Annotated in this window: 17 protein-coding genes and 1 riboswitch; of the genes, 6 read left to right on the top strand and 11 right to left on the bottom strand. The window is 71.5% G+C overall.

Features of this window, described 5'->3' with window-relative positions; all coding sequences use genetic code 11:
- Positions 1 to 93: 93 nt before the first annotated feature.
- The 9 genes from OG241_RS16670 to OG241_RS16630 form a co-directional block, all read right to left on the bottom strand.
- Complete coding sequence (locus OG241_RS16670) at positions 94 to 315, bottom strand: hypothetical protein (RefSeq protein WP_044473203.1); 222 nt, start codon at positions 313 to 315, stop codon at positions 94 to 96.
- A gap of 274 nt (positions 316 to 589) precedes the next feature.
- Positions 590 to 1,231, bottom strand: coding sequence for a YoaK family protein (locus OG241_RS16665; RefSeq protein ID WP_405826264.1), 642 nt, complete (start codon positions 1,229 to 1,231; stop codon positions 590 to 592).
- A gap of 230 nt (positions 1,232 to 1,461) precedes the next feature.
- Positions 1,462 to 1,881: a transglycosylase SLT domain-containing protein gene (locus tag OG241_RS16660; protein WP_405826262.1), complete on the bottom strand. Its 420-nt coding sequence runs from the start codon at positions 1,879 to 1,881 to the stop codon at positions 1,462 to 1,464.
- Between the two features lie 315 nt (positions 1,882 to 2,196).
- On the bottom strand, positions 2,197 to 3,057 hold the full coding sequence (locus tag OG241_RS16655) for an ECF transporter S component (protein WP_405816188.1): 861 nt from the start codon (positions 3,055 to 3,057) through the stop codon (positions 2,197 to 2,199).
- Complete coding sequence (locus OG241_RS16650) at positions 3,018 to 4,715, bottom strand: ABC transporter ATP-binding protein (protein ID WP_405816187.1); 1,698 nt, start codon at positions 4,713 to 4,715, stop codon at positions 3,018 to 3,020. Before OG241_RS16650 ends, OG241_RS16655 begins: the two co-directional genes overlap by 40 nt.
- Positions 4,712 to 5,953 (bottom strand): energy-coupling factor transporter transmembrane component T, encoded by a 1,242-nt coding sequence (locus tag OG241_RS16645; RefSeq protein ID WP_405816186.1) that lies wholly within the window; start codon positions 5,951 to 5,953, stop codon positions 4,712 to 4,714. Before OG241_RS16645 ends, OG241_RS16650 begins: the two co-directional genes overlap by 4 nt.
- The gene (locus tag OG241_RS16640; RefSeq protein WP_405816185.1) at positions 5,946 to 6,590 is read right to left on the bottom strand and encodes an SCO2322 family protein; all 645 of its coding nucleotides are present in this window, start codon (positions 6,588 to 6,590) and stop codon (positions 5,946 to 5,948) included. Before OG241_RS16640 ends, OG241_RS16645 begins: the two co-directional genes overlap by 8 nt.
- Positions 6,587 to 7,837, bottom strand: a complete 1,251-nt coding sequence (locus tag OG241_RS16635) for a prenyltransferase/squalene oxidase repeat-containing protein (protein WP_405816184.1) — start codon at positions 7,835 to 7,837, stop codon at positions 6,587 to 6,589. The genes OG241_RS16640 and OG241_RS16635 overlap by 4 nt, the downstream gene beginning before the upstream one ends.
- 109 nt (positions 7,838 to 7,946) lie before the next feature.
- Positions 7,947 to 8,098, bottom strand: a riboswitch (cobalamin riboswitch).
- A gap of 19 nt (positions 8,099 to 8,117) precedes the next feature.
- Complete coding sequence (locus OG241_RS16630; protein WP_405816183.1) at positions 8,118 to 9,155, bottom strand: MBL fold metallo-hydrolase; 1,038 nt, start codon at positions 9,153 to 9,155, stop codon at positions 8,118 to 8,120.
- A gap of 212 nt (positions 9,156 to 9,367) precedes the next feature.
- Here OG241_RS16630 and OG241_RS16625 point away from each other — a divergent pair, with 212 nt between their 5' ends.
- Both OG241_RS16625 and OG241_RS16620 read left to right on the top strand, forming a co-directional pair.
- Positions 9,368 to 10,825, top strand: a complete 1,458-nt coding sequence (locus tag OG241_RS16625; protein WP_405816181.1) for an aldehyde dehydrogenase — start codon at positions 9,368 to 9,370, stop codon at positions 10,823 to 10,825.
- Between the two features lie 5 nt (positions 10,826 to 10,830).
- Entirely contained in the window at positions 10,831 to 11,064 is a 234-nt protein-coding gene (locus OG241_RS16620; RefSeq protein WP_405816180.1) for a ferredoxin, read from the top strand.
- A 121-nt stretch (positions 11,065 to 11,185) separates the two neighbouring features.
- On the opposite strand, the gene OG241_RS16615 is transcribed toward OG241_RS16620, so the two are convergent.
- Entirely contained in the window at positions 11,186 to 12,094 is a 909-nt protein-coding gene (locus OG241_RS16615; protein WP_405816178.1) for an NmrA/HSCARG family protein, read from the bottom strand.
- 120 nt (positions 12,095 to 12,214) lie between these two features.
- Here OG241_RS16615 and OG241_RS16610 point away from each other — a divergent pair, with 120 nt between their 5' ends.
- Entirely contained in the window at positions 12,215 to 12,925 is a 711-nt protein-coding gene (locus tag OG241_RS16610; RefSeq protein ID WP_405816176.1) for a TetR/AcrR family transcriptional regulator, read from the top strand.
- A gap of 241 nt (positions 12,926 to 13,166) precedes the next feature.
- On the opposite strand, the gene OG241_RS16605 is transcribed toward OG241_RS16610, so the two are convergent.
- Positions 13,167 to 13,829 (bottom strand): TetR family transcriptional regulator, encoded by a 663-nt coding sequence (locus OG241_RS16605; protein ID WP_405816175.1) that lies wholly within the window; start codon positions 13,827 to 13,829, stop codon positions 13,167 to 13,169.
- A gap of 254 nt (positions 13,830 to 14,083) precedes the next feature.
- Here OG241_RS16605 and OG241_RS16600 point away from each other — a divergent pair, with 254 nt between their 5' ends.
- The 3 genes from OG241_RS16600 to OG241_RS16590 are packed head-to-tail and all read left to right on the top strand — an operon-like array spanning position 14,084 to position 17,330.
- The gene (locus tag OG241_RS16600) at positions 14,084 to 15,514 is read left to right on the top strand and encodes a glycosyltransferase family 4 protein (RefSeq protein WP_405816173.1); all 1,431 of its coding nucleotides are present in this window, start codon (positions 14,084 to 14,086) and stop codon (positions 15,512 to 15,514) included.
- Positions 15,508 to 16,263, top strand: coding sequence for a methyltransferase domain-containing protein (locus tag OG241_RS16595; RefSeq protein ID WP_405816171.1), 756 nt, complete (start codon positions 15,508 to 15,510; stop codon positions 16,261 to 16,263). Before OG241_RS16600 ends, OG241_RS16595 begins: the two co-directional genes overlap by 7 nt.
- On the top strand, positions 16,260 to 17,330 hold the full coding sequence (locus OG241_RS16590) for a prenyltransferase (protein WP_405816169.1): 1,071 nt from the start codon (positions 16,260 to 16,262) through the stop codon (positions 17,328 to 17,330). The genes OG241_RS16595 and OG241_RS16590 overlap by 4 nt, the downstream gene beginning before the upstream one ends.
- The last annotated feature ends 3 nt before the right edge of the window (positions 17,331 to 17,333 follow it).

Raw genomic sequence — 17,333 nt, 5'->3', positions numbered from 1 at the left:
GCCCTCGCGTGGAACTTGGTGGGTTCCGGCGCGGAGAACAGTGAAGTCAGCTCGATGGAAGGTCTCCTGATCCTCGAAACGGCACGGCAGATCTCACAGGACGGTCAGCTTGGCGTAGGGACTGATGATCCGTTCCTGACGCCCGCCGAAGTCGACGAGTACTGCGATGCCGTCCTCAACGGTGGTCACCCGGCCGAGGCCGAAGACGTCGTGAGTGACCCGGTCTCCTACCGCGAACAGCTTGGTAGGGGGTGCCACAGGGGCTTTGAAGGGGCTGGTGGCCAGATGGGCCCGCGTTACCGCTGTCTTTGTCATTGACGCCAGTATGCTCCGCTCCGGCCCTTCATGGGCCCGGCGGGTACCCCCGACTCTCTCCGGCCATGCCCGGGCATGATCCGTGGACGAGCGTATGGCGAGCGTGAGAGTCCCGCTCGCTGACACGGACAGTGCAGGTCATGTGGGTTGTGAGGGGGCTGGGCGAACCCCTGCGGGAGCCCGTCGGGCGGTGCCGCGCCACGGAGAGTGATCGCGAAGTGTTATGAATCAGTAGCCACTCGAGTCGCACCGCGCGGGCCCACATGGCCCCCGCTCACTCCTTTCCCGACGCGCTCACCGCCAGCACCGCCACCAGCACGGCCGAGACGAGGAGCGGAATTCCCAGGCCGTGGTGGATCACCAGCCACGCACCGAGCAGCGCGCCCAGCGCCATCGCCGCGACCGACGCGGAGCGGCGCGGCGAGTGCCTGCCCGAGCCGCCCGCCGCGCGGGAGTCGGCGGCGAGGCCGGTGAGGGTCATCGTCAGGACGGTGGTCGTCAGGTCGGGGACGCCCAGCCTGCGTACCGTCGCGTTGCGCAGGCCCATCGCGAAGGCCGTGACGGCGATCAGCGCGTAGACGGTGGCCGTCGCGTCCGGTGCCGCGAAGGCGACCGCCGAGGACGCGCCCAGGAACACCGCCTCGACGGCGAGCGTGGCCCGGGCCCACCTCCGGCGCGAGCCACCGCCCAGACGCCCCGCGACCCGCCCGCCGGCCACCGCGCCCACCACGAACGACACCAGCGACACCAGCGTGTGCGGTACGGAGAAACCGGGTGCCCCGGCGGCGGCGAAGCCCAGCACGACGACGTTGCCGGTCATATTGGCGGTGAACACATGACCGAACCCGAGATAGCTGACGGCGTCGATCAGCCCGCTGACCACCGTCAGCACCAGCAGCACGGCCACCAGACGCAGCCCGCGCGATTCGGGATCGTATGAAGGGGACGAAGGGGCTGAAGGTGATGACGGCGATGACGGCGGCGGCTCGGCCGGCTCGGTTGCCTCAGTGCTCACCGGGTCAGTCCACCACGGGGACGTGAGAGGGGGGTGTGGAGGGGCGCGGGGGTACGGAGGGAGCACGAAGGCGCCGGCCCCCGAAGTGATCGGGGGCCGGCGCCTTTTCACTGGGCTGCTGCCGGGACGGCTCAGTACCAGTGGTGGGTCTGCCAGAAGTTCCAGGCGCCGACCGGGCTGCCGTAGCGCTCGTTCATGTACTTGAGGCCCCACTCGATCTGGGTGGCTGCGCTGGTCTTCCAGTCGGAGCCGGCCGAGGCCATCTTCGAGCCGGGGAGGGCCTGGACCAGGCCGTACGCGCCGGAGGAGGCGTTCGTGGCGGCGACGTTCCAGCCGCTCTCGTGCTCGACGATCTTGCTGAAGGCGTTGTACTGCGCGTCGTTCGGGATCAGCTTCTGCGCGATCGCCTTGGCGCCGGCGGCCGAGGAGGTGGTCGAGGCCTCGGCGGGAGCGGCGGCCAGGACCATACCGGCGGTGGCGGCGGCCACGGCGGCGGTCGTGAGGGCCTTCTTCGGGGAGGCGAGGTGGCGGGCGATGCGGGAGACGAACACGGAGAACCTTTTCTTCGGGAACAGGGCCGTCGCGGCGAGCCGGTGCCACATGCTGCGGTTCTGCGTGTGTGGCGGTGACATGCGGCGGCGCCGCGACCCGTGAGGGTTCGTCGGCGCCGTGCGACTGCTCCAGAGAAACAGGCTCGAAGGCCGTCCGCAATCACCCCTTTTGCTAGTTGTGGTCGTATGTGGGCTGTACGCGCCCTTTGTGATCTGGCTCTCAATGTGCAGGTCAGAGGCGGTTTCTGTGTGGGCATGACATGGACTTCGATCTACTAATCCGCCTCGTAGGTGATCTGTGTCCTGTGGGCCGCTTCACGCGCCGGGCGCGTCGAAAGTGACCTGGCTCTCGAACGCGGCCCGTCGGGTGGCCCGGCGCAGCGCCTTGAGGACGGTCGACCCGAGGGTGAGGGTCAGGACGACGGTGAGGACCGCGCGCCCCAGGTCCCAGCCGAGCGAGGTCGCCAGGCAGTACGTGACGAAGCGGGCCAGGTTCGTGGCCAGCGGCGCGTCCGGCACGAAGGCGATGCTCGAGGTCAGCTCACCCATGAAGGGCCAGCCCGCCAGGTTCATGGCCGTGCCGTAGGCGACGGCGGCCAGGAAGCCGTAACCGGCGAGAAGGAGCAGCTCCGCCCGGCCGCGCAGGCGCTCGGCGCCCGGCAGCAGGCCCGCGCCCATCGTGAACCAGCCCATCGCCAGCATCTGGAACGGCATCCAGGGACCCACCCCGCCCGTCAGCAGCGCGGACGCGAACATGGTCACCGAGCCGAGGACGAACCCGAAGCCGGGGCCGAGGACCCGTCCGCTCAGCACCATCAGGAAGAACATGGGCTCCAGGCCGGCCGTACCGGCGCCGAGCGGGCGCAGGGCGGCCCCGGCCGCCGCCAGTACGCCGAGCATCGCCACCGCCTTCGGGCCGAGCCCCGACTCGGAGATCGTCGCCGCCACGACCGCCACGAGGAGGACGAGCAGCCCGGCGAAGAGCCAGGGCGCATCCTGCGCGTGCGCGCTGACGGCGGAGGCGGGCGGCGCGAGAAAGGGCCAGCCGAACCCCGCCACCCCCACCACGCCGACCAGGACGAGAGCGGCCGTGGAGCGCAGCCCGAGGTGTACGGGCCGGGGCCTGCCGGTCCTGCTCACTGCAGGGCCTCCCTCACCTGGGCGACCGTGAGCCATCGCTGCGGGGCCAGGATCTTGGTGACCTGCGGTGCGAAGGACGGCGACGCCACGACCACCTCCGCCGTCGGACCGTCGGCCACGACTTCTCCCTCGGCCAGGATCACCACCCGGTGGGCCAGCTCGGCGGCCAGCTCCACGTCGTGGGTGGCCAGCACGATCGCGTGGCCCTCGGCGGCCAGAGCGCGCAGGATGCCGACCAGCCTGGCCTTCGCCCCGTAGTCGAGCCCCCGGGTCGGCTCGTCGAGGAGCAGCAGAGGCGGCCGGGCGGTCAGTACGACGGCCAGCGCGAGCGCCAGACGCTGCCCCTCGGACAGATCACGCGGGTGCGTGTCGTCCGCGATGCCCGGCAGCAGCTCGGAGACCAGCGCCCGGCAGCTCCCCGGCTCGGCGCCCGCATCGGTGTCGGCCGCCGCGCACTCGGCGGCGACCGTGTCGGCGTACAGCAGGTCACGCGGCTCCTGCGGTACGAGACCCACGCGGCGTACGAGATCCCGGGGCGCCGTCCGGTGCGGGACCGCACCCCCGACGCGCACCGAACCGGCGGCCGGTTCGACGAGCCCGACCAGCGCCCCGAGCAGCGTGGACTTCCCGGCGCCGTTACGGCCCATCAGGGCGACCGTCTCGCCGGGGGAGACGGTGAGATCGACCCGCCGCAGGGCTTCGACGCGGGCGCGCCGGACGGTGAGGGCGTCGACCTCCGCCGCGTGGACGAGGGAGAGGGGTGCGGCCGGCGGTGGGTTTCTGCGGAAGAGCCGACGGCGGCCGGCGGGCGGGTCAACTGTGGCCAGTGCAAGTGTGGTCACTGGCAGGGGAGTTGGCGTGTATGCCGGGTACGGGCGGTCCATGAGGCGCGCCCGCAGGTCGCCCGCGCCGCGGCGGGCGTCGCGGACCGTCAGGGGCAGCGGGGACCAGCCCGCCAGGCGGCCCAGGGCGACCACGGGCGGGTACACCGGGGAGAGGGCCATCACGTCCGCCGGGGTGCCGACGACCGGGGGCGCGCCGGGGGAGGGGAGAAGGACGACGCGGTCGGCGTACTGCACCACCCGTTCCAGGCGGTGCTCGGCCATCAGGACCGTCGTGCCGAGATCGTGGACGAGACGCTGCAGGACTGCCAGCACCTCCTCCGCCGCCGCCGGGTCGAGCGCCGACGTCGGTTCGTCGAGGACCAGGACCCTCGGATGCGGGGTGAGGACGGAGCCGATCGCCACCCGCTGCCGCTGTCCCCCGGAGAGGGTGGCGATCGGGCGGTCGCGCAGGTCGGCCAGGCCGAGCAGGTCCAGCGTCTCCTCCACCCGGCGGCGCATCACGTCCGGCGCGAGGCCCAACGACTCCATTCCGTAGGCGAGTTCGTCCTCGACGACGTCCGTCACGAAGTGGGCGAGCGGGTCCTGGCCCACCGTGCCGACCACGTCGGCGAGTTCGCGCGGCCTGTGGGTGCGGGTGTCACGGCCGGCCACGGTCACCCGGCCACGCAGGGTGCCCCCGGTGAAGTGCGGGACGAGCCCGCTCACGGCGCCCAGCACCGTCGACTTGCCGACCCCCGACGGGCCGACCAGCAGGACCAGTTCACCCTCCGGCACCTCGAAGTCGACGTGCCGACAGGCGGGTTCGGCGGCGTCCTCGTAGGTCACGGAGACGTCCTCGAAGCGAATCACGACGGCTCCTCGGCAGCAATGGGCATACGGGGCACGGGACTTGAGGCCACGAAGGCCGGGAGCAGACCCAGCAGCACGGCAGCCGCCGGCCACAGTGGCAGGGTCGGCGACTCCAGTGGCACGACGCCGGGACGCAGCGCCGCCGAGCCGGCGGACCCGGCGGCGAGGATCATCAGCGCCGCCACCAGCACCCCCGACCCCGCGACCAGCCACGCCCGTACGCCCCACACGTCCGGCCGGTACCGGGTGCGAAGGGAACGCCGGCCCCCGAGCCACAGCCCGCCCAGCGCCGCCGCCAGCCCGGCCAGCAGCACCGGCAGCCCGTAGGTGCCGCCCGCCGCCGTCAGCAGCCCGTACGTGCCCGCGCAGACGCCGAGCAGGCCGCCCAGGGTGAGCGCGCCGGTCGTACGGCGGACGCCGGCCGGGACCTCGGCGGAGCGGCCGTAGCCGCGCGCCTCCATCGCCGCGGCCAGCGCGACCGACCGCTCCAACGCGCCCTCCAGTACCGGGAGTCCGACCTGCAGCAGCCCCCGTACGCCCCGGTCGGGACGGCCGCGCAGCCGGCGGGCGGCACGCAGCCGCTGGACGTCCGCGACGAGGTTCGGCGCGAAGGTGAGGGCCACGACGACCGCGACACCGATCTCGTACAGGGCGCCGGGGAGGGACTTGAGGAGGCGGGCCGGGTTCGCGAGGGCGTTGGCGGCGCCGACGCAGATCAGCAGCGTGGCCAGCCGCAGACCGTCGTACAGGGCGAAGACCAGCCCCTCGGCGGTCACCCGGCCACCGACGCGTACCCCCTGCGCCCAGTGGGGGAGGGGCAGTTCGGGGAGCGTGAGCAGGACGCGCGAGCCGGGGATCGGGGAGCCGAGGACCACGGCGAAGACGAGCCGGATGACGAGGACGGCCAGACCGAGCTTGACGAAGGCGGTGTAGGAACGGGCCCAAGGGGCGTCGGTGCGATGCGTGGCCACGACGTAACCGGCCACAGCGATGAGGAGGCCCAGGAGAAGGGGGTTGGTGGTACGGGTGGCGGCGGTCCCGAGCCCCAGGGACCAGACCCACCAGGCCCCGGGGTGCAGGGACGCAGAAGCGTTCCGGCCGCGGCTGATGTGGCTGAGCGGCACTGCTGAGGTCGGGTGCGAACTCGCGTCCCGAAAGGGGCGCGGGGAACTGCGCGACCAGCCCCCACCGGCCTGAGGTGAACGACGACCCGCGTATCCAGCGGAGCGCTCACGCATGGCGGCGGCGCCGCGTCTGCCAGATCGCCGCCCCGCCGAGCGCCACGACGGCCGCGATCCCCGCGAGCAGGCCGACGGACGGGCCGCCGTCCGACTCCGTCTCCGTATCCGTGGCCCCGGCGGACTTGCCCGCCCCCACCGTCTCGCCGCAGCCCGTGCGCGGATACCCGGAGATCGCGCAGAGCAACGCGCTCGCGTTGTACCGCAGGGGACCCGCGACCGACGCGAGGGCGTCCGCCGTGGTCGCGTCGGGGGACACCCGGGCGCACGCCGTACGCGGCGCGGGCGGACTCCCGCCGGACGGCGCGTCGGCCGACGTACCGAAGTCGATGACGAGCGCCACCCGCTTGTGGCCGTCCCGCGCCGGCGTCCTGGCGCAGACGACCCCGAACACGGCGTCGGCGCGCGGCCGGGCAGCGCCCTTCGAGTCCTGGCTCACGGCGAAACGGAAACCCTGGACGTCACCGTCGGAGGGCCGGGCGGTCGACGGCCCCTGTGTGGCGTACGTCCACGCGCCGCCGTCGCGCTCCCAGAAGGACCAGTAGCGGTAGCCGACGGCCTGGGCCTGCCCGGCGCTCGCCCAGAGGCCGAGGAGGAGGGCGGCCACCAGGAGCGGGAGCGCGCGGCGCCGGATCACGGCTGCTGCTTCCTCTTGTTGCGTCCGCTGATCAGGAAACCGATGCCGATACCGGCGACGAGGAACACCCCGACGGTCCAGAGCGTCCCGAACCCGTTCCCGTCGTCCTTGCCGCTGTCCTTGTCGGTGTCCTTGGCACTGTCATGGGCGGCCGGTGTCGGAGAGACGGAGGCCGGGACGGACTCGGGCGCCGGACCGGTCGCGTTGAGGAGTGTCACCAGATCCTGGCCGCCGAAGTCGCGCGGATCGGCGGTCTCGGCGTGCGCCGCGAGGATCAGCTGCGCGTACGCGGCCGGCCCCGCCCCCTTCGCCCACGGCCCGGCGTTCGCCTCCAGCCAGCGCCACGCGTCGGCCGCCCGCTGCCCCTGGCCGGCCGTCGCGAGGGCGACGACGGCATCGGCGGTGTTGCCGTAGTCGGGCTGGTCCTTGGCCCCGGCCAGCGCGGAGGTGAGGTGCTTGTCCTTGGCGAGGGCCTGTACGAGGTGGGCGGCGCCGTTACGAGCGGCCTGCCCGGGATCGTCGGAGTCCGAGCAGGCCGAAGCGGTCCCGGTCGGCTTCATGGCCTCCCCGGCGAACCCCTTCCCCAGTACGCCGACCACGGCCGCGGCCGTCGCGTCGTCGTTGGCGGCGAGAGCGCCCTTCTTGTCCGGCTGGTAGGCGAAGGCGCCCCCGCCGGTCGCGTCGCACGGAAGAGCCAGCTTCAACAGCAGGTCGTACGGGGACCTGCCGCCCTTGGCGACCGTGCCGGGCTCCTCACCGGCCGCGGCGAGGGCTCCGACGACCACGGAGGTGGAGTTCGCGTCGCTGGCCCCGCCGGCCGCGTACCCCCAGCCGCCGTCCGTGTTCTGTACGGACTTCAGCCAGGCGACGGCCTTGCCGACCCCCGCGTCCTGCCCGCCGAGGGCGGCGAGCGCCTGGACGGCGGCGCCGGTGCTGTTGGTGTCGACGAGGGTCTTGGCGTCGCAGGCCGTACCGCTGTCCGCCCGGAACGGCGCGAAGGCACCGCTCGCGCACTGCTGCCCGGCCAGCCAGTCCACGGCCGAGGCGGCCGGCTTCACCCCGACGGTGTCCTGCGCGAGCAGCGCGAGGGACTGGCGCCAGACCCCGTCGTAGGTGGGGTCGCCGGTGCCGTACAGCCCGGCGGGGAGGGCGGCCGAGGGGGACGGCGAGGCGGCGGACGCCTGACCGCCGCCGGCCAGAGTGACGGCGATGACGGCCAGAGCCGTGGCGCTGCGGCGGACATTCATGATCGGCGGGTGCCTCTCCCTGCGGGGAGCCGGACAGCACGGGACACCCCGGGCGGCTCGGCTCCGTATCCCTCGACGGTGCCGTGCACCGGCGGACCGCCGGCGACGCGAGCCGGTCACGATCCGCACAGGGCAATCCGGCTCACAGCCCCTGACGAACGCCCAGGCTGCTCACGGTTGCGGGTCAGCGCCGGATTTGCACCGGCTTCCCCCTGTACGGGTGTGATACGACCTGCCCACTGTACCGGTCCGTGCAAACGGCACCGAGTTCACGCCGCTGTCAGACCGCCACGTACGTCACCGGCTCGCTCCCCGTCACCGCCTCCGCCTGGCCCAGTTTGACCAGTCGGCGGACGTGGGCTTCCGCCTCCGAGACCGCGATGTTCCTTGAGCCCGGGGGGATTTCGGCCCAGGGGCGGTTCCACTCCATGCGTTCCGCCAGCTGCCAGGGGGTGAGGGGGGTGGTGAGAAGGGCGCGGAGGCCGGCGAGGCGTTCGTCGTGGTGGTCGAGGAGTTCCTGTACGCGCACGGTCGCGTCCGGAAAGGCGTGGCGGTGGGCCGGGAGGACCTCCGCCGGGGCCAGTCGGCCGATGCGCTCCAGGGAGTCGAGGTAGTCGCCGAGCGGGTCGGGCGCCGTCGTGTCCTCCGGGTCCTCGTACAGGCCGATGTGCGGGGTGATCCCGGGGAGCAGATGATCGCCCGAGAACAGGCGGCCGTTGCCCGGGAGTTGGGCCGGGTGGGCCTCCTCCAGGTGGAGGCAGACATGGCCCGGGGTGTGGCCCGGCGTCCAGATCGCGCGCAGTCGGCGGCCGGGGAGGTCGAGGAGTTCGCCGGGGACGATCTCGCGGTCGGGCAGCGCCGGCGAGAAGTTCGGGAGGATGCCGGCGGGTGTTCTGCCCAGGGTCGCCACATGGTCGGCCGGTGCTCCGGCCGCCGCCAGCTTCGCGGTCATGTAACCGAACCAGCGCTCGGCCCGGTTGTCGCGGGTCCGCCGGACGAGCGCGATGTCGGCCTCGTGCATCGCGATCCACGCCCCGGACGCCTCGCGGACCTGGCCGGACAGGCCGTGGTGGTCCGGGTGGTGGTGGGTGATCACCATGCCGTGGATCTCGCCGACCGCCGTGCCGCACGCCGCCAGGCCCTCGACGAGGGTGTCCCAGGACAGCGGGTCGTCCCAGCCCGTGTCGATGAGCACCGGTCCGCTGTCCGTGTCGACGACGTACACCAGCGTGTAGCCGAGGGGGTTGTTCGGGATGGGCACCCGGAGGGACCGTACGCCCCCGCCGTGATCGGTCACCTGCGTCGACACCTGTGTCATGGGCTCCCCTGTGGCTGGGCTGCAGGCAATCATAACTAGAACCGGTTTCAATGGGAGCCCGAGTCGCCTACCTCGTACACCCCGTATACCTCGTAGTGGTGCGCGAGCTGTGGACTCCTCCGGAGGGAACTGGTAACTCTCTCCGTATCCATCTATCTGACGAACCGTCAGAGACGGTACCCGGAGAGGCAGTCGGCGAGAGGCAGTCGGCCATGACCGAGCTCGTGGAACACGGACAGCTGTTCATCGGCGGGGAGTTGACCGACCCCCTCGGCAAGGACGTCATCGAGGTCATCTCCCCGCACACCGAAGAGGTCTTCGGCCGTGTGCCGCACGCGTCGCGGGCCGACGTCGACCGGGCCGTCGCCGTCGCGCGCACCGCCTTCGACGAGGGACCCTGGCCGAGGATGACCCTCGACGAGCGGATCGCCGTCGTCACCCGCATCAAGGACGGAATCGCCGCACGCTACGAGGAGATCGGCCGCGTCATCTCCTCCGAGAACGGCTCCCCGTACTCCTGGAGCATCCTCGCCCAGGCCCTCGGCGCGATGATGGTGTGGGACGCGGCGATCACCGTCGCCCGCGACTTCACGTACGAGGAGTCGCGCGAAGGCGTTCTCGGCCGCATCCTCGTCCGGCGCGAACCGGTGGGCGTCGTCGCCGCCGTGGTCCCCTGGAACGTCCCGCAGTTCACCGCGGCGGCCAAACTCGCGCCCGCGCTGCTCGCCGGCTGCACGGCGGTCCTGAAGCCGTCGCCGGAGTCGCCCCTCGACGCGTACATCCTCGCGGAGATAACGAAGGAGGCCGGACTGCCGCCCGGCGTCCTCTCCATCCTCCCGGCCGACCGCGAGGTCAGCGAGTACCTCGTCGGGCACCCCGGCATCGACAAGGTCTCCTTCACCGGCTCGGTCGCCGCGGGCAAGCGCGTGATGGAGGTGGCCTCCCGCCAACTCACCCGGGTGACACTGGAGTTGGGCGGCAAGTCGGCGGCCGTCGTCCTCCCCGACGCCGACCTCGACACCACCGTCCCCGGCATCGTCGGCGCGGCCTGGATGAACAACGGCCAGGCGTGCGTCGCCCAGACCCGCATCCTCCTCCCGCGCTCCCGCTACGACGAGTTCGCGGACGCCTTCGCCCAGGCCGCGAGCGCGCTGGTGGTCGGCGACCCGCTCGACCCGGCGACCCAGGTCGGCCCACTGGTCGCGCGGCGCCAGCAGCAGCGCAACCTCGACTACATCCGCATCGGCCAGGAGGAGGGCGCGAAGATCCTCACCGGCGGCGGACGCCCGGCCGGCCTCGACCGAGGCTGGTACGTCGAACCGACCCTCTTCGGCGACGTCGACAACTCGATGCGCATCGCCCGCGAGGAGATCTTCGGCCCGGTCATCTGCCTCCTCCCGTACGGCGACGAGTCCGAGGCCGTGAAGATCGCCAACGACTCCGACTACGGGCTCTCCGGCAGCGTGTGGACGGCCGACGTCGCGCACGGCATCGAGGTCGCCCGGCAGGTCCGTACCGGCACGTACTCGGTGAACACGTTCAGCCTCGACATGCTCGGCCCGTTCGGCGGCTACAAGAACTCGGGGCTGGGGCGGGAGTTCGGGCCCGAGGGCTTCAGCGAGTTCCTGGAGCACAAGATGATCCACCTCCCGGCCGGCTGGGAGGGGTAACGGGCATGGGCGATCGCTGGCACGTGGAGGTGGACCGCTCGCTGTGCATCGGCTCGGCCCAGTGCGTCCACCGGGCCCCGGACGGGTTCCGCCTCGACACCGGGATGCAGTCCCACCCGGTCGAACCGGACCGGGACGCCAACGAGAAGGTGCTGGCGGCGGCGGAGAACTGCCCGGTGGAGGCGATCATGATCACGCTGCTGGAGGGTGGGGAGGCGGTGTTTCCTCCGGAGGAGTGAGGGGGCCCACCCACCCACCTGCCCGTCTGTCTCGGTCCGTCCACCGGGCGCCCTTGAACCCCAGCTGTCCGGGGTTTCGACGGCGAGGGCCGTTCGGCCCCTCGTTGTGTGAGCGGCCTCGTCAGTCCGCGGTGGCGGCCAACTGTGTTTTGAGGCGGGCCCTGCCGGAGTGGTTGAGCCAGGCGCGGAAGTCCATGACGCCCGGGTGGGCCCTGCGCAGCGGGGCGAGGTCGCTGTCGTAGTAGGTGGTGTTCGCCCAGGTGAAGACTTTCGCGACCTCGGGATCGTGCTTCCACAGGACATCGACCGGGATCTGGGTGTGCGGGACGGGACGTCCGGCCGCAGCGCTGAGCTTTTCGGCAATCTGGGGGGCGGTGAGCCGGTCGCCGGTGATCTCGATGGCCCTGCCCAGGTAGGCGTCCGGGTCGGCGAAGGCCAGGGCGGCGAAGGCGCCGGTGTCGGCGATGGCGATGAGCTGCATGACCAGGTCGTCGTGCCAGGGGACGTTCAGTGAGCCGTTCTGGAAGAACCGCGCGGGGCTGGTGAAGTCCTCCATGAACCCGGCGGGACGCAGGATCGTTGTGGGTATGTCCAGCGCGCGGATGTGCTCCTCGATCTGCCACTTCTCGATCTGTCCCCAGCCCTGCTCCTGGTAGAAGCGGTTCTGGCTCTCCGCGCCGCCGACGGACGAGAAGACCAGATGCCGCACGCCCGCGGACTTCGCGGCATCCGCGACGTTGATGCCCTGGTTGAGCTCGTTGTCGTTCGCGGCCTGGACGCTGTAGAGCCCGTACGCCCCGCGTGCCGCGTCCTCGATGGAGGCGCGGTCGTCCAGGTTGCCGCGGACGAGTTCGGCTCCGGCAGCGGCAAGTGCGGCAGCCGCCGGCGTGGTGTCGTCCCGGACGAGGGCACGGACGTGCCAGCCGTCCGCGAGTAGGTGGCGGGAGGTGGCGCCGCCCTGGTTCCCGGTCGCGCCGGTGACCAGGACGGTCTTGCCACGGAGGGTCCTGGGGGTCTTGGGGGAGTTCATGTCTCGGCTCCTTGTCGTCGTCGAGATGCCGTCTCGACGTGACGATATGACGAATAATGAAAGTTCGTCAATCGTAAATGTTGTTTGACGGCATCTCGCATCCGGTCATACAGTCGGGATGTGAGTGTCAATGCCGAACGACTCCGCGACCCGCAGCAGCGCGCCGAACGGGCCGCGCGCATTCTCGACGTCGCGGCGGATCTGCTGAAGCGGCACGGCTATCGGCGGGTGACCATGGACGATGTGGCTGCCGAGGCGGGCATCGGCAAGGGCACCGTCTACCTGCACTGGAAGACCCGCGAGCAATTGTTCGGCGCGGTCTTCGCGCGTGAGGTGCTCCGGGCGGTGGACGACGTGCAGCAGGCGCTCCAGCGGGACCCGCGGACCTGCCTCCTGCACAACTTCGCGCGCGTGTACTTCCTGGCGATCGTGGACCGTCCGCTGCTACGCGGGCTGCTCCTGGGCGACTCCCACCTGCTTGGCAGGTTGACCGGCTCGCCCGACACGGCCCGCGACGACCGGCACGCCGCGATGGCGCGCGGCTACCTCGCGCTGCTCGCCGAGCACGGCCTGCTCCGCGACGACCTGAGCGCGGACGAGATCGGCTACGCCTACCAGGCGACCTTCGAAGGCTTCCTGCACGTCGAGGGCCCGACCCCGGCGGACGGCCTGGCGCAGCGCGCCGAGTTGCTCGCGCAGACCGTTCGGCACGCATTCGAGAACGAGGCGGCCCCCGACCTCCCCTTGCAGAGCCTTGCCGCAGCCACCGTCACGCTGCTCAGCGACCTGATCGAAGCCGACCGCGCCGCTTCCGGCCTGCCCGAGATCTGATCAGGGACTGGCGGCGGGTGGGGCGGGGCTGAGACCGGCTTCTTTCCCACCCACCCGCCCCCACCGCTTCTGCAGCCCAGGCCGCACGTCTCCAGAGCCGGGCCGCACCCTCCAGCGCAGGCCCGCACCTTCAGCCCGTCCGGCGATTGAGGACAAGGCCCGTTCAGAGCCGATGGGGGGTCTGGGGGCGCAGCCCCCAGGGGCAGGATGGGACGGGTAGGGGCGGCGGGGGCGAAACCCCTTACCGCGTCTCCCCGGAGGGATCCGTCAGGTCGATCAACCGGCAGACCGTCTCGATGTCGATCTTCACCTGCGCGATCGACGCCCGCCCCGACAGCCACGTCACCAGCGCCGAGTGCCACGTGTGCTCGATGACGCGAACCGCCGACAACTGCTCGGGAGTCGGGTGCCCCTGGCCCGGATCTCCCAGCCCCATCGAGTCCAGGATGATCGCCGTCGTCTGGCGGGAGACCTGGTCGACCTCCGGCGAGACACTGCGGTCCGCGAAGGTCAGCGCCCGCACCATCGCGTCCGCCAGATGCGGCTCACGCTGCAGAGCGCGGAAGGCGCGCATCAACGTCTCCGCCACCCGCTCCGCCGCCGTCTCGCCCGTCGGGGGCTTCTTGCGCAGCGTGCCGTGCATGTGTTCCAACTGGTCCTGCATCGTGGCGACCAGCAGATGGACCTTGGACGGGAAGTACCGGTAGAGCGTGCCGAGCGCGACCTGCGAGGACTCCGCGACCTCCCGCATCTGCACCGCGTCGAACCCGCCCCGGCTCGCCAACTGCGCGCTCGCGTGCAGGATCCGGCGCCGACGGGCCTCCTGCCGCTCCGTGAGCGGAGCGGAGGGCGGCGGCGAACTCGGTCGCGCCGTGTGTGCTTCCACCTTCGCGTCGGCAGGCATGGGTCCCGTTCCGTGACAGTCGGTGATCGCTCGGTCGTCGGGCGGCGATCGGTCAGTCGTGTGTCGGCGAACAGTCGGCAGCATGGCACTTCGCGTTGTGCGTCCGCCGTGGCGCGAATCACCTGATCCACTGCTCACAGCCGACCTACCTGCCGGTAGATTCGGAGCCTCCTGAACGATCAAGTCTGAAACTTGTTCTAGATTAGCGTCCCGTCGTAGTCTCGCGGGAAACCGTGGGGAGAAGGGGGCCGGGAGTGACGGCCGAGGCCAGCGAGGCAGGCCCTCCGGGGGATCCTGCAGCGGACGGCGAGCGACCGCTCAACATCGCACTTCTGACCTACAAAGGGAACCCGTTCTGCGGCGGACAGGGCGTCTACGTACGCCATCTGTCCCGCGAACTGGCCCGGCTCGGTCACCGCGTCGAGGTCATCGGCTCCCAGCCGTACCCGGTGCTGGACGTGCTCGACGGACGCGAGGGGCGGGCACCCGGTCCCGGTCCTGACCCCGCCCTCACCGAGCTGCCCAGCCTCGACCTGTACCGCCAGCCCGACCCCTTCCGCACTCCGGGGCGTGGCGAGTACCGCGACTGGATCGACGCGCTCGAAGTCGCGACGATGTGGACCGGCGGCTTTCCCGAACCGCTCACTTTCTCCCTGCGTGCCCGCCGTCAACTGCGCGCCCGCAGCGGTGAGTTCGACGTCGTGCACGACAACCAGACGCTCGGGTACGGGCTGTTGGGCGACATAGGTGCGCCGCTCGTCACCACCATCCACCACCCGATCACCGTGGACCGGCAGTTGGACCTGGACGCGGCCGACAGCAGGCGCCGGCGGATGTCCGTACGGCGCTGGTACGGCTTCACCCGTATGCAGAAGCGGGTGGCGCGCCGGCTGCCGTCCGTGCTCACCGTCTCGGGTACCTCGCGCCAGGAGATCGTCGACCATCTCGGCGTACGGGAGAGCCGCATCCACGTCGTGCACATCGGCGCGGACACCGACCTCTTCTCACCCGACCCGGCGGTACGCCAGGTACCGGGCCGCATCGTGACCACGTCCAGCGCGGACGTTCCCCTCAAGGGGCTGGTGTACCTCGTCGAGGCGCTCGCGAAGGTACGTACGGAACATCCCGCGGCCCACCTCGTGGTCGTCGGCAAGCGTGCCGAGGACGGGCCCGTCGCCCAGGCCATCGAGCGGTACGGCCTCGAAGGCGCCGTCGAGTTCGTGAAGGGCATCTCGGACGCGGAACTCGTCGGCCTGGTGCGTTCGGCGGAGATCGCCTGCGTACCGTCCCTGTACGAGGGCTTCTCGCTGCCGGCGGCCGAGGCGATGGCCACCGGTACGCCGCTGGTCGCCACCACCGGCGGAGCGATCCCGGAGGTGGCCGGCCCCGACGGCGAGACCTGCCTGGCGGTTCCGCCGGGCGACCCCGGGGCACTGGCCACCGCCCTGGCCACCCTCCTCGCCGACCCGGAGTTGCGGGCACGGCTGGGCCGGGCCGGCCGCGAACGCGTACTGGCCCGCTTCACCTGGGCCCGAGCGGCGGAGGGCACGGCAGCGCACTACCGCGAGGCCCTGGCCCGCGCGAAGGCCGGCCCGAACACCCTGGCCGGTGTCGTCCCGGTGACGGCGGCCTCGTCCAACCCCCCACTCGAATCCCCCGACCGCGAAAGCAGGACTTCGTGCTGACCGTCGACTTCACCCGGTTCCCGCTGGCGCCGGGCGACCGCGTCCTGGACCTCGGCTGCGGGGCCGGGCGGCACGCGTTCGAGTGCTACCGGCGTGGTGCCCAGGTCGTGGCGCTCGACCAGAACGGCGACGAGATCCGCGAGGTCGCCAAGTGGTTCGCGGCGATGAAGGAGGCCGGCGAGGCGCCCGCCGGGGCCACCGCGACGGCCATGGAGGGCAACGCCCTGGCACTGCCGTTCCCCGACGAGTCCTTCGACGTCGTGATCATCTCCGAGGTCATGGAGCACATCCCGGACGACAAGGGTGTCCTCGCGGAGATGGTCCGGGTACTGAAGCCCGGCGGCCGGATCGCGATCACCGTGCCGCGCTACGGGCCCGAGAAGATCTGCTGGTCCCTCTCCGACGCCTATCACGAGGTCGAGGGCGGCCACATCCGCATCTACAAGGCGGACGAACTGCTCGCGAAGATCCGGGAAGCGGGACTGAACCCCTACGGCACCCACCACGCCCACGCGCTCCACTCGCCGTACTGGTGGCTGAAGTGCGCGTTCGGCGTGGACAACGACAAGGTGCTGCCGGTGCGCGCCTACCACAAGCTGCTGGTCTGGGACATCATGAAGAAACCGTTGGCCACCCGGGTCGCCGAGCAGGCGCTGAACCCGCTGATCGGCAAGAGCTTCGTGGCGTACGCGACGAAGCCGCACCTCCCGAACCTCTCCAACTCCGAAGCCGAGGTGGCCGCCAAGTGACGACCCCCCGGACAGAACACCTCGTCCTGCCCGGGGTCCTCACCGCCGAGCAGGCCGCCCTCACCGTCCGCGGGATCCTCGCGGAGCAGCGGGAGGACGGGGCCATCCCGTGGTTCCGGGGGCACCATCTCGACCCGTGGGACCACACCGAGGCCGCGATGGCCCTGGACGCGGCCGGCGAGCACGAGGCCGCCGAGCGGGCGTACCTGTGGCTGGCCGCACACCAGGTCCAGGACGGCTCCTGGTACGCCGCGTACGCGGACGGGGACGCGGACGCCGTCACCGACCGGGGGCGGGAGACCAACTTCGTCGCCTACATAGCGGTCGGCGTCTGGCACCACTATCTGTCCACCGGCGACGACAACTTCCTGGACCGGATGTGGCCGACGGTTTTCGCCGCCGTCGAGTTCGTCCTCCAGCTGCAGCAGCCCGGCGGCGAGATCGGGTGGAAGCGCGAGGACGACGGCACCGAGGTCAAGGACGCGCTGCTGACGGGCAGTTCGTCCATCCACCACGCCCTGCGCTGCGCGCTCGCCATCGCCGAGGAACGCGAAGAGCCGCAGCCGGACTGGGAGTTGGCGGTGGGCGCGCTGCGGCACGCGATCCGCCGGCACCCCGAGCGGTTCCTCGACAAGGACCGCTACTCGATGGACTGGTACTACCCGGTCCTGGGCGGCGCGTTGACGGCTCCGGAGTCCAAGTCCCGTATCGAGGAGAGCTGGGAACGCTTCGTCGTCCCCGGCCTCGGGGTGCGCTGCGTCGTGCCCAACCCGTGGGTATCGGGCGGCGAGTCGGCCGAACTCGCCCTGGCCCTCTGGGCGGTGGGCGAGTCCGACCGTGCCCTGGAGATCCTCCAGTCGATCCAGCACCTGCGCGACGAGGAGAGCGGCCTGTACTGGACGGGCTACGTGTTCGACGCCGAGACGATCTGGCCGCGCGAACTCACCACCTGGACGGCGGGTTCACTGCTTCTCGCTGTCGCGGCACTTGGCGGTCATGAGGCGACGTGTGCGGTGTTCGGGGGCTGGTTGTTGCCCAGGGGGCTGGACCCGGACTGCTGTCCGTAGAGC

It is taken from the genome of Streptomyces sp. NBC_01390 (assembly GCF_045040105.1).
Lineage (GTDB): Bacteria > Actinomycetota > Actinomycetes > Streptomycetales > Streptomycetaceae > Streptomyces.
The sequence above is the reverse complement of the archived record's forward strand: the minus strand, read 5'-3'. Positions and strand labels throughout refer to the sequence as shown.

Coding starts and splice junctions, on each gene's coding strand:
- OG241_RS16630 (WP_405816183.1), bottom strand. CDS start 9,155: ATGACACAGGTGTCGACGCAGGTGACCGATCACGGCGGGGGCGTACGG.
- OG241_RS16625 (WP_405816181.1), top strand. CDS start 9,368: ATGACCGAGCTCGTGGAACACGGACAGCTGTTCATCGGCGGGGAGTTG.
- OG241_RS16605 (WP_405816175.1), bottom strand. CDS start 13,829: ATGCCTGCCGACGCGAAGGTGGAAGCACACACGGCGCGACCGAGTTCG.
- OG241_RS16620 (WP_405816180.1), top strand. CDS start 10,831: ATGGGCGATCGCTGGCACGTGGAGGTGGACCGCTCGCTGTGCATCGGC.
- OG241_RS16655 (WP_405816188.1), bottom strand. CDS start 3,057: ATGGCTCACGGTCGCCCAGGTGAGGGAGGCCCTGCAGTGAGCAGGACC.
- OG241_RS16645 (WP_405816186.1), bottom strand. CDS start 5,953: ATGCGTGAGCGCTCCGCTGGATACGCGGGTCGTCGTTCACCTCAGGCC.
- OG241_RS16635 (WP_405816184.1), bottom strand. CDS start 7,837: ATGAATGTCCGCCGCAGCGCCACGGCTCTGGCCGTCATCGCCGTCACT.
- OG241_RS16670 (WP_044473203.1), bottom strand. CDS start 315: ATGACAAAGACAGCGGTAACGCGGGCCCATCTGGCCACCAGCCCCTTC.
- OG241_RS16615 (WP_405816178.1), bottom strand. CDS start 12,094: ATGAACTCCCCCAAGACCCCCAGGACCCTCCGTGGCAAGACCGTCCTG.